The sequence below is a fragment of the Enterobacter adelaidei genome, from assembly GCF_041937165.1.
GTDB classification, from domain to species: Bacteria; Pseudomonadota; Gammaproteobacteria; order Enterobacterales; family Enterobacteriaceae; genus Enterobacter; species Enterobacter adelaidei.
Genome location: NZ_CP154353.1, coordinates 1,442,795 through 1,454,224, shown reverse-complemented (window position 1 = coordinate 1,454,224; position 11,430 = coordinate 1,442,795). Strand labels below are relative to the sequence as shown.

At 54.3% G+C, this 11,430-nt stretch carries 12 protein-coding genes; 2 read left to right on the top strand and 10 right to left on the bottom strand.

Annotated elements, in window-relative coordinates; translation table 11 throughout:
* Positions 1-6 precede the first annotated feature (6 nt).
* Genes gspK through gspC form a run of 9 tightly spaced genes read right to left on the bottom strand, consistent with a single transcriptional unit; the run spans position 7 to position 8,251 of the window.
* Positions 7-1,017 carry a type II secretion system minor pseudopilin GspK gene (gene gspK, locus AAHF05_RS07060; RefSeq protein ID WP_129325268.1) on the bottom strand — a complete coding sequence of 337 codons (1,011 nt, stop codon included), beginning with the start codon at positions 1,015-1,017 and terminating at the stop codon, positions 7-9.
* Complete coding sequence (locus AAHF05_RS07055; protein ID WP_129325266.1) at positions 1,014-1,610, bottom strand: type II secretion system protein GspJ; 597 nt, start codon at positions 1,608-1,610, stop codon at positions 1,014-1,016. The genes gspK and AAHF05_RS07055 overlap by 4 nt, the downstream gene beginning before the upstream one ends.
* A complete protein-coding gene (gene gspI / locus AAHF05_RS07050) occupies positions 1,607-1,987 on the bottom strand; it encodes a type II secretion system minor pseudopilin GspI (protein WP_028019285.1) in 381 nt (126 codons plus the stop codon). Before gspI ends, AAHF05_RS07055 begins: the two co-directional genes overlap by 4 nt.
* The gene (gene gspH, locus AAHF05_RS07045; protein WP_129325264.1) at positions 1,980-2,465 is read right to left on the bottom strand and encodes a type II secretion system minor pseudopilin GspH; all 486 of its coding nucleotides are present in this window, start codon (positions 2,463-2,465) and stop codon (positions 1,980-1,982) included. The genes gspI and gspH overlap by 8 nt, the downstream gene beginning before the upstream one ends.
* Complete coding sequence (gene gspG / locus AAHF05_RS07040) at positions 2,465-2,914, bottom strand: type II secretion system major pseudopilin GspG (protein ID WP_028019287.1); 450 nt, start codon at positions 2,912-2,914, stop codon at positions 2,465-2,467. Before gspG ends, gspH begins: the two co-directional genes overlap by 1 nt.
* A 3-nt stretch (positions 2,915-2,917) precedes the next feature.
* Positions 2,918-4,126, bottom strand: coding sequence for a type II secretion system inner membrane protein GspF (gene gspF, locus AAHF05_RS07035; RefSeq protein ID WP_049005441.1), 1,209 nt, complete (start codon positions 4,124-4,126; stop codon positions 2,918-2,920).
* Positions 4,126-5,604, bottom strand: coding sequence for a type II secretion system ATPase GspE (gspE, locus tag AAHF05_RS07030; protein WP_332613554.1), 1,479 nt, complete (start codon positions 5,602-5,604; stop codon positions 4,126-4,128). Before gspE ends, gspF begins: the two co-directional genes overlap by 1 nt.
* Before the next feature lie 12 nt (positions 5,605-5,616).
* Entirely contained in the window at positions 5,617-7,506 is a 1,890-nt protein-coding gene (gspD, locus tag AAHF05_RS07025) for a type II secretion system secretin GspD (protein ID WP_129323484.1), read from the bottom strand.
* Between the two features lie 13 nt (positions 7,507-7,519).
* Complete coding sequence (gene gspC, locus AAHF05_RS07020; protein ID WP_374936446.1) at positions 7,520-8,251, bottom strand: type II secretion system protein GspC; 732 nt, start codon at positions 8,249-8,251, stop codon at positions 7,520-7,522.
* A 298-nt stretch (positions 8,252-8,549) separates the two neighbouring features.
* Between gspC and AAHF05_RS07015 the strand changes: the two genes are divergently transcribed.
* Entirely contained in the window at positions 8,550-10,097 is a 1,548-nt protein-coding gene (locus AAHF05_RS07015; protein WP_129323486.1) for an ExeA family protein, read from the top strand.
* The gene (locus tag AAHF05_RS07010; RefSeq protein ID WP_129323487.1) at positions 10,097-10,726 is read left to right on the top strand and encodes a hypothetical protein; all 630 of its coding nucleotides are present in this window, start codon (positions 10,097-10,099) and stop codon (positions 10,724-10,726) included. Before AAHF05_RS07015 ends, AAHF05_RS07010 begins: the two co-directional genes overlap by 1 nt.
* Here the strand turns inward: AAHF05_RS07010 and AAHF05_RS07005 are convergent, their stop codons facing one another.
* On the bottom strand, positions 10,727-11,350 hold the full coding sequence (locus AAHF05_RS07005; RefSeq protein WP_028019294.1) for a helix-turn-helix domain-containing protein: 624 nt from the start codon (positions 11,348-11,350) through the stop codon (positions 10,727-10,729). It lies immediately after the preceding gene.
* Between the last annotated feature and the right edge of the window lie 80 nt (positions 11,351-11,430).

Sequence of the window (11,430 nt, the reverse complement as noted above, 5' to 3'; positions counted from 1 at the left end):
CTTTTCTTATTCAATCATTCGGTAACGACGTTGCCACGTCACGATCTCGCCAGCCTCACTGTTGACCTGAAGCTGGCTCACCACGCGAAGCGTTAATTCATCAGTATTGCCGGTATAATTGACGCGGAAATACCGGCTATTGGTTGAGAAGAACTCAGCCACCTGCGGGAGATCGTCTTTTAGCTGTGGGAAGGCCCGTTCCAGCGCTTTGCTGAACGCTTCCATATTTTCCCAGCCAGTTTCAGGGCGCGATTCAATCAGGCGCAGGGCGTCATCTTCGGTTATTTTTCCGGGGAACATTGCGGCCAGTAAGGCCGCCTGCGCCGGTTTCAGCGTGTTCACATCCACCTTGCTGGCGGAGTCTGGTAATGCGCATAACAGCTTGTTCACCTTCGGGTATGCCGTTGCCGGAAATGCCGGCAGCAGCGTGATCTCCGCAATCGTGCGCATCATCTGGTTCGCCGGTTGTCGGGCGGGCACCACGCCAGCCCAGGCATCGGTCTCGCTACCCTCTTTGGCCGTCGTCGTATCGCCATCGAGATAGTCCACCAGCTGTTGATACACCTCTTCTGCCGTGTTGTGGCTCAGGCCACTCTCTGTCAGAAGCTGTTCAACAATCTGCTCTTTACGCGATTTTTCCGGTGTGACAGGCACATTTTGCCCTTGCGCAATTTTCTCAGCGGCCAGCAGGTTATTAACGTTAAAACAGTCCTGCGCGTCTTCTATCTGGCTGACGACCGTATAGTCTTCCCCGCGTGTTTCCAGCGGTTGATGCCAGTCGCCCTCAAGCGTGAGGGCTTTACTCTCGCCGCTAGCATCGGCTTGCAGCCGGTCTTTCACCACCTTCTCCTGCGCCTGCATCGCCCAGCGCAGCTGCTGCTGGCTCACCTGGTAATGCGTTTTTTGCAGGTTGCGGCAAAATTGCTGGCTGATTTTAGCGGCCAGCGCCGACATCATGACCAGCAGGATCAACACCACCAGCAGGGCCACCCCTTTCTGTTTGCGTAATACACTCATGATGTTGCTTCCGGTGCCGCTGGCGACGCAGCTTCCGGCAGATCGCCCGGGGTCGTAAACACCCAGCGCCAGGTATCACCGTTTTCCATGGTCAGCGTCAGTTCTACGCCGTCCGGCAGATGCGCCGGGTCGCTCCAGCTTTTCAGCCAGCCCTGATGGTAAAAACGCCACTGCAGGGATTTCACCTCGCTGACAATCGGCACCTCGTCGGGTTTGGCGTCCGCCGGGCCGTCAATCACCGGCCAGACGTCGCGATACAGGCGCCCCTCTTCCAGCCGCCAGCGCACGCGCTCCAGTTGTACCGTTCCGCTCACGCCGTTCAGGGTGGTCAGTTCAAGCACATCACCAACCTGACGAAACCGATCCGGCTCGTTACGCGGGGCGCGCGCCTGAAGCTGGTAGAAATCACGCTCCATCAGGTTCCAGGCCCGCTGAAGCTGATTGAGCTTCGCCGCGCTGGCATCGGTGGCCGAGCTGGTACGCATCGCGCCGTCCAGAATTTGCCAGGCCAGGGTGCTGATCACCGCAAAGATGGTCAGCGCAATCATGATCTCCAGCAGGGTAAATCCGCGCTGGCGTCGGGTTTTCTTCACTTGCTCTCTCCCGGCCCAATGATTTGCAGTGAGATTACCGGCTGGCTGTCGTCGCCTTCCGCATACACGCGGATGGCGTTAGCCCAGCTGTTGTCGGCGGTTTTGACCCGCTGCTTGCGCCAGTTCCAGCTGCGTCCGCCCATGATTTCCGTTCCCTGCTGCTCAGCATCCGGGAAGTCGGTTTTCGCGAGCTGCGCTTCCGCCAGCTGGTTCTCGGCAACCCAGCTCGCCTGCAATGTGTCGGCCAGACCATGGGTGAAACGCACGTTCAGGGAGACCGAGTTCATCAGCGCCAGTGCGGCAGTCGAGAAGATGACCAGCGCGACCATCACCTCCAGCAGCGTCATGCCCTTTTGCTTAGCGTTGCCTTTAGTCATCGTTTTCTACCGATACCGGGGCCGCACCTTGCGACACCACGCGAAAATGGTGCTGTTTGTCGTCGCTTTGCAGCGTCAGCGTGAAGCGGCTGATTTCACCATCCGGCAAAAAGAGCACCTGCGGCTCGGAGGCGACCGTGGCGGCAAGGCGCTGCGGCGAGAGCGAAACGTGCATCTCCTCAGGGAAATCGCCTTTGGTGGTAATACGACCTGCGGATAACGGTACCCAGTGCCGCTCGCCGTTTTTATCATCGAGCGTCACCAGCTGATAGTTATCCGTGGTTAGCACCAGCCCGACGATATTTCCGTCCATCACCGCACGGTCTGAACCATAATCAACGAGGGCTTTTAATTGCTGGCCAAATATATCCGCACCGCTGCGCGAAGGTATTGTTGACACCACCATCATGGCGCAACTGGCAAATATCACCAGCGCCAGAATAATTTCCAGCAACGTAAAGCCGCGTTGATTTTTCATTATTTCTCTTTCTTATCCAGAGACCAGTTCGTAATATCATCGGCGGTATTGGCTTCACCATCAGGCCCTGCCGAGAAGACATCGACCGCACCGTGTTCGCCCGGGCTCACCAGAATATACTCTCCGCCCCATGGGTCCTGCGGCAGGCGACGAATATAGCCGTCAGCACGGTAGCCGTTCGGGATGGGGGCGATTTCAGGTTTAGTCACCAGCGCCTGCAAACCCTGTTCCGTTGTCGGATAACGGTGGTTATCCAGCTTATACATATCCAGGGAGCCTTCGAGCGCGACAATATCGCTGGTCGCTTTTTGGGTATCGGCCTTTTCTTTATTTCCCATTAAGTTTGGCACTACCATACTCGCTAACACGCCGAGAATAACAATAACCACCATTAATTCGAGCAAAGTAAACCCCGCCTGGCGTGCCAGGTGTTTTCTTTTCATAGCCATGTTTTAACCTACCATATTATTAAGTTGCAGAAGCGGTTGTAATATTGACAGCACGATGAATAAAACAATCGTTGCCATGGATACCACCAGCGCCGGTTCAAATACCGACAGCGTTAACGTAATTCGATGCTGTAATGCCGATTCCTGGTTTTCCGCCGCGCGATCCATTAAATTGCCTAATTCGCCGCTCTCTTCGCCGGAGGCAATCATATACAGCATGGTCGGCGGGAATAATTTCGCCTGTTCCAGCGCGGCATACAGCGACGCCCCCTGGCGCACGGTATCTGCTGCCTGCTCCAGCACCTGACGGGCATAGAGGTTTTCAATGCCGTCCATCGCGATGTACATCCCTTCCAGTAACGGCACGCTGCTGGCCTGAAGAATGCTCAGGGTACGGATATAACGGGCGCTGTTAATGGCGCACACCAGCTTTTTAACTGGCGATCCGTTAACCAGCCAGCGGTTCCACGTGAAACGGTTTTTGGCATTTCGGAGCCAGGCCTTAAAGCCGACGAATCCACCGCCCAGCACGCCGACAATGTAGATGCCGTAGGCCTGCAGGAAATCACTCACCGCAATCAGCGTCCGGGTGGTGATCGGCAGCTGCTGTTTCATGTGGGTAAACTGCTCGATCACCTGCGGCACCACCGCCACCAGCAGAATGCTGATGACCGCGATGGCCACCACCGTCAGGGTGATGGGGTAGACCATCGCCTGCGTCAGCTTGCTTTTCATCTTCTGACGCTGCTCGTTGTACTCGGCCAGCTTCTCCAGCACATCGCCGAGGTGGCCGGTTTTTTCTCCGGCCATCACCAGCGTGCAGTAGAGTTTGTCGAAGGTGCGCGGAAACTGGCTGAAGGCATCGAAGAGCGTGTGCCCTTCCACCACCTTATCGCGGATCTCCACCACCATCGCCGCCAGCTTTTTGTCTTCCGTCTGCTTCGAGATCGCTTTCAGCGCGCTCTCCAGCGGCAGCGCGGCGTTGACCAGCGTGGAGAGCTGGCGGGTAAACATCGACAGCACCGGGGTGGAGAGCTTTGTCCCCGTTTTCGCTTTTCCGGTTGACGCTGCTTCCCGGGTCTCGGTGATGCTGACGGGCATCAGCTTTTGCTCGCGCAACATCTGGCGAACCTGCTTTTGCCCTTCGGCCTGCAGCGCGCCACGCACGGTTTTGCCCGCGACATCCGTTGCCGTCCAGGCGTAGAAGGCCATTACGCGTCCCCTCCACGCTCGGCGGTCACCCGCATCACCTCTTCAAGAGACGTTACGCCGCCGATGACTTTCAACAGGCCGTTTTCACGCAGGCTGTAGGCCTGCTTAAAGAGCTGCGTTTCGATGGACATCTCGTCTTTATCTTCATGAATGGCGCGTCGCATAGCGCTGTCCACCACCAGGAATTCATGAATACCGGCCCGGCCCTGATAGCCGCTCTGGCGACAGTGTTCACACCCTACCGCGCGATAGATCGTTTTGGGTGGCGTCGCCATAAAGCTGAACAGCGCCTTTTCATTGTCATCCAGCGGACTGGTGGTTCGGCAGTGAGAGCACAACCGGCGCACCAGACGCTGGGCAATGACACCGAGTAACGATGACCCGATTAAGAAGGACTCCAGCCCCATATCCCGCAGACGGGTAATCGCCCCTGCGGCACTGTTGGTGTGCAGCGTAGACATGACCAGGTGACCGGTCAGCGACGCCTGCACCGCAATTTGCGCAGTCTCACCATCACGAATTTCCCCAATCATCACCACGTCCGGGTCCTGACGCAAAATCGCGCGCAGGCCGCGGGCAAAGGTCATGTCCACACGCGGGTTAACCTGCGTCTGTCCCACCCCTTCCAGCTCGTATTCAATCGGATCCTCAACGGTCAGAATATTGCGTTCATGGCCGTTCAGCGCCGACAGAATGGCGTACAGGGTGGTACTTTTACCGGAACCCGTTGGCCCGGTGACCAGGATAATGCCGTACGGGCGGTCAATCAGCCCCTTTAACTTCTCCAGCTCTTCATCAATCAGCCCCAGCTTGTTGATGTCGGGCTTGAGATTGCTTTTATCGAGCAGACGCATCACTACGCGCTCGCCGTACTGGGATGGAATGGTCGACACGCGCACGTCGATCGCCTTACGGCCAATACGTAAAGAGATACGACCATCCTGCGGCAGGCGCTTCTCGGCGATGTCGAGTTTTGACATGACCTTGATGCGCGACACCAGCAGCGGCGCGAGTTTACGCGCGGGCTGCAACACCGGGCGCAGTACACCGTCGACGCGGAAGCGAATGCTCAGCGTGCGCTCAAAGGTTTCGATATGAATATCCGACGCGCCGTCCTTGACCGCCTCGCCGAGAATGGCGTTGATCAGGCGGATCACCGGGGAGTTTTCGTCGTTATCGAGCAGATCTTCGTTATCCGGGATCTCCTCGGTTAACGCCATCAGATCGATATCTGCATCCATATCGTCCACCAGCTGCTGAGATACGCCGCTGCTCTGCTGCCAGATTTTGGCCAGCATCTCATCGAAAGCGTCAGACGTCAGGGTTACCGGAACGAACGCGCGCCCCAGCACCCGGTGCACCTCCAGCAGGGCAAACGCCGGGGTGTCAGCACGGATATAGACAGCATTGTTGTAAAATAAAACGCCATTATCTTTCGCGTAGCTGCTGCTACACAGAGTTTTCCCCAGCTCGTCCACGTTATGCCTCCCTTACTCTTTAAGCGGGTTGCGGGAGGCAGAGGGCAATGCAGGCAACACCGCATTATCGGTTGGCTCAACGATACCGAGCTTTTTCTCCTCCACGCGCTGCTGCTGGCGAGCGCGGATTTGGTCATACTTCTCTTTCGATGCAGCGCTGTAGTTATCGTCGTCACGCAGGACGGTGGTATGGATGAAGACCATCAGGTTGCGTTTGGACGTATCCTGCGAGGTGTAACGGAACAGCTGACCGACCAGCGGGATATCGCCGAGCAGCGGCACTTTGGAAACCGACTGTTTGGTGACGTTTTCCATCAGACCGCCAAGCACCACCGTCTGCCCACTGTGCACCATCACTTCGTTGTTGATGGTACGGGTGTTGAAGGTTGGGCCGAGGCTGGCGTCTTCCGTCGCACTGTTGTCGACGCTGGACACTTCCTGCTCAATCTTCAGGTGGATCATGTCGCCGTCGTTGATTTGCGGCACAATTTTCAGCTTGGTACCGACCGTCTTACGCTCAACGGAGTTAAAGACGTTGTCGCCGCTGGTGGTCTGCGAACCGGAAAGCACCGGCACATCCTGACCCACGTTGAACGACGCTTCTTTGTTATCCAGCGTGACCACGCTTGGGGTCGAAAGAATGTCATTTTTGCCATCGGTGGAAAGCGCGGTCATCAGGGCCCCGAAATCACCGTTAAAGAAGCCTGTCGCCAGGCCGGTGAAGCTCGCCCCTTTCATCACGCCATTTTTCACCTGGCTGATGGGCAGCCCGGTGGAGCCGAACTGCACGCCGCCGTGCTTACTGGTCCACTGCACGCCGAGATCCAGTCCGTTACCGTCCTGCACCTCAGCAATGATCGCTTCCACCAGCACCTGCGGACGGCGGATGTCGAGCTTGTCGATCACCTTCTCCAGGGAGTTCATCACGTTAGGCTGCGCGGTGATCACCAGCGAGTTGGTTGCCTCATCGGCGGTAATATTCAGATCGCTGGCTGCAGTCGCGGCTTTCGCCTTTGGTGCGCCCGCTTTGTCTTTCAGCTGCTCGCCGATACCGGTAAGTACCGGAACCACTTTCGTGGCGCTGGCATACTTGAGATAGAAGACGCGGGTGTTCCCCTCGTTGTTCTGCTCGCGATCCAGCTGATGAATAAGGGAACGGGTACGCATCCGCGCATCTTCCGAACCGCTGATCACCAGACTATTCGTTTCGTCATCCGCCACCACTTTGGTGGCCAGCTGCGGCGCGTTTTGCCCTTTCTGCTCTTCGTTGTTGAGGTTGTTCAACATGTCTGAGAGCGCCTTCGCGGACGCAAAGCGCAGCGGCACGATCTCACGACGCTGAACCCCGTCTTTATCCACGCGCTGAACCAGATCCACCAGGCGGTTCACCACCGAGGCTTTCCCGGTTAACAGCAGCACGTTGGAGGGCTCGAAGTGCACCACGTTCCCGATGCCGGTGGCATCGTTGAGCTGACGCAGCAGCGGAGCCAGTTCACGTACTGGCACATTTTCCATGCGCACGACGCGAGTGATGATCTCATCGCCTTTGCCCGGATTGTTGCTGTCTGCCAGCGGCGCGCCGGCGGTGCGGGCTACGCTTGAACGCACCACTTTGACCATGCCGTTGTCCATCGGGATCACCGACAGCCCGTACAAATCCAGCACGCTCAGGAAGAACTGGTAATACTCATCTTCCGTCAATACGTTGTAGGTTCTGACCGACACCGTGCCCTGAACGGACGGGTCGACGAGAATGGTTTTGTTAAGATTGCGGCCAACCGTATCAATAAACTCGCGGATATCGGTATTTTTAAAGCTCGCGCTAAAGTTGGCTGCAAGCAGCGAACTCGAATATAACGACAATGCGGTCAGCGCCACGCACGCCCAGGGAAATTTCTTCATGTCTGTACACTTGTTAATTGTTTAAAACATTAACCCGAATATTTTCAAGGTGAGCGTGACGTCTGACGACGACCTCCGCTTCTTTTATTTTCGACCAGCTGGCAATAATACTTTTTGCCTTTGCTTGATCGGTCATATCGACTGAGTTCACTTCTACTGCCACATCCCCTTTTTTCAACCCTGAATGGCTGTAGAAGGTGGAAGCATCCTTTGGATTAATGTTATAGCCTTCCAGTTGCCCATTTTCGATTATTGGTTTTAACACCAGATAATCATCCAGATGCACATTGTCCGCACCTGCATCTTTCTTCGATTGGGTTACCAGGCCGTTGTCAACGCCGCCCTTAAAATAATCAGGTTTATTTAAAGCCAGTACCTGCGTAGCACCTTCGTAATTAACCACCACATTATCTTTGTTAATTTCCTGAATATAGGCATCGTCAAATCCCGCCAGTGGCTCACCTTCGCGGTAACTCTTTTGACCACCGGGTGTTTTGATGACGGCGAAGGAAAGCCAGGTATCATCACTGCGTACGATGCCTTCAATTTCCGCAGCCAGAGGGGCTTTGACTGCCGCAGGTAAGTTATCCTGACGTACAGCAGCGGCGAAAAGTGTGAATGTCTTTTCTTCACGAGGATTTTTCGCTGGCTGCACATCAGAATTAACCAACTTATTCGTCACTTTTTTATAATCTTTAAACGTCCGATACCCTTGCTGGCCGCAAAAAATTAACAGCACAAACATAATGCAAGGCGTTATCCACCGAGACAGATATGAGAACCTCATTTTTCATCTGGCCTTTAGCAAAGCGAAAATAAGCAGCATCACGCTGCACTAATATGTGTGGAAAGCGTAATACCTCGCGATAAATACGACCACTGGCTTTGCCGCTAACTTTCATGAAAAAACATATTGACCGTATAAAATTCAGATGTTAGGTATCGACAGCAGGATATTTTTACCCTGTGTATAAATTGCCCCCTCGGTGGCGTTGCTTTACTTTCTCGTCCTGTTGCTATTCAATCAGAGACGGTAAGTCGTTATGTATCAGAGCCACTTTAATTTTAAAAATCCGCCCTTTCGGAAGATCACTCGTTTATCCGGGGATTTTCTGGTGCCTTATCATCAGGACGTTTTCAACCTGCTGAAAGAGAAAACCCAGCTGGCGGGAATTACGGGGCTCTTTTCTGACGATCTCCCGCTGCTGGGCCAGTTCAGCGATGCCCTGAAATCTGCTAACCCTAATGTTCTTGCCATCAACGCGTTCCCAAAACTGAGTGCCAGTAGCCTGCTGTATAAGCTCAACCCGGGAACGAAAGAGAACAAGAACAGGATTCAGGCGGTGGATGCGGTGTTGCACCAGTGGCAAGGCGGTAAAACCAGGTCGAAAGTGCTGGTGATCGCCCACACCGAAGCCATGAAAGACACCTGCCGGGAGGTGCTGGCTCTGTTGCTCACGCGCGCCCAGGAGCTGGAGTTTGCTCTTTCCATCGTGCTGATGGGCGCAACAGCTCAGGAAGCTGTCCTGATGCAGCAATCTGTGTTGCGGGAATATACGCATACCCATCACACGTTGCGCTCACTCACCTGCCGGGAATATCTCAACTACGTGCAGGCGCAGTGTGACGAACAGGGATGCGAGAACTCACCGTTAACTCCGGCCCGCGTGCGTAAAATGCATGCCCTGACCAAAGGGAATATCAGCAAGCTGAATGAACTGGCGCACCTCGCGATGCTTGCCGCCTGGACCGAGCGTGCAAGCCAGGTCAGCCCACGTCATTTACGCCTGGCCGCGGGAGAGATCCTGCCCGGGAAAAAATGCGGTAAGTACCTGGCTACCGTGGGATTATTCGCGTCTGTGCTGTTCGCTGCCTGCGGCTGGTATTTCAGCTCAGCGATGACGGCACGCCTTCCGATTCAGCTGCCGGTTCCGGTAAGCTGGCGGCATCAGACGCCAAAAGTTCAGGCGCCTGTTGTGCCGGTTATCGATAACGAAATGATCACCCCGTCAGATGCCATGCATCAGCTCTACCTGATGTGGGGTTATGACGCCTCGGCGGACGATGCTCTGTGTCAAAACGCCGCGAAGGTGAACCTGATGTGTAAACAGGGAAATGCCTCACCGGAGGCGCTGGCACAGGAGGGCTATCCGTGGATCAGTGAACTGAAAACGGGTAACCACCTCAATTATGCCGTGGTCGCCCGCGTCGGAGAGACCTCAATCGACCTGCTGATGAACAACCGCACCTGGCAGGTGAGCCGCAACTGGTTTAACCAACACGCGACCGGAAACTACACCCAACTGCACAGCCTGACGCCGGAAGGTAAAGACGCGATCGGCGCCGCCAGCGACAGTAAAGATATGACCTGGCTTGACCAGCAGTTGAGCCAGGCCCTTGCCCAACCGGAAACCCACTCTCAAACCTGGACGACGGAAATGATGAAACGCACCCGCGAGTTCCAGCAAAAAATGCATCTGCATGTGGATGGTATTCCCGGGGAAGAGACGTTGATGCAGTTGATGCGCGTAACCAATACCACGCCGAGCGTATTGATTCAGACCACTCAAACGCAGGAGGGGCGTTCCTGATGTCTACCATCTGTCTTGCGGCTCAGCGCAGCTACACAACCGGGGAGGCGGTGTGGTTTTCGTATCGTTTCCCCCACCTGAGAACAATATTCACCAACACCGTCGTATGGATGGTGAGTCTGTGTGCCATGCTGATGGCGGGACTGTACACGCATACCTACTGGAACCTGCGTCATCCCGCACCGGAACTGGCAAAAAAAGTCAGCGTCGTAAAACCCGAGACGCAGATTTCAGATATGCACTATGTGTATGTGAGTAAGCCGTTCCCGCATCCGGAGCCGAAACCTGCGCCAGTACACCATGATATTCCTGCCATGCAGGATCTTCCCATTAACAGCGATGATGCCGACTGGCAGCAGGCTCCTCAGGGTACGGAACCGCACGATACGTCGCGGGATACGTTACCCGGAACTGAAGCTCACGATGTTTCGCCCGCCAGCACAGACACAAATAATTCATCGTTAACCGAGTTGTTTAAGCAGGCATTAAAAGAACAAGAACAGGATTACTCGCACGGAAAAATTCCCGCGCCGCCAGTTGACGAAACGCACGAGAATTCACAGTCTGGTGTATTACATAAAGCAGACACCCGATCGCCTTTGAGTCAGAAAGGCGATCGGCTGGAATAATTAATATTTCTCAGGCAATGTTGCCATATTAAGGAGACGCCCCTTTTCCACGACAATATACTGACCTTTTTTCAGGTCGGAGAGAATTTTAATGATGGTACTACGCGCCAGATTGGTGTACTCCTGAATATAATCATAAACATTAATATCACGTTGATGATGAATAATCAGTTCATTAATTTCGTACAGGAATTCGCGTACGACTGAATAGGCACTGCGGGCAACCAACACATCGTCTCGCTTGCTCAGCATACAAATGTACCAGGAGAGGACTTTAGTCAGTTCCGGCCATAAGTTGTTTTCAGTCATTAGCTGGGCGAAAACCTCTTTTTTAATTGATCGCACCACGGTATTGGCACGAACGAGGCCATACATGTGCGTTGCGTTGTAGTACATGGCAGAGAGACCAAAAATGCACTGGCCCGTCACAGTGAACATACACAGCTCGTCGGATTCACGGCGGAACTCAACTTCGCCGCTGACGATAATATGAATATACTGTGAATCAGAGGTCGATATTTTTTGCCATTTCTTTAAGGTTCTTTCTTCAAAACCTGACGTTGCAGAGATAATGGTTTCCATTTCATGCTGCGGACGTAATTTTTTCGCATAGATGCTTAACATTATTATACCCGATTTAAGATGTGAAATTTAAAAAGCAAGACTAAGGTATAAAACCTTAACCTTTTAATATTTTCCTGATG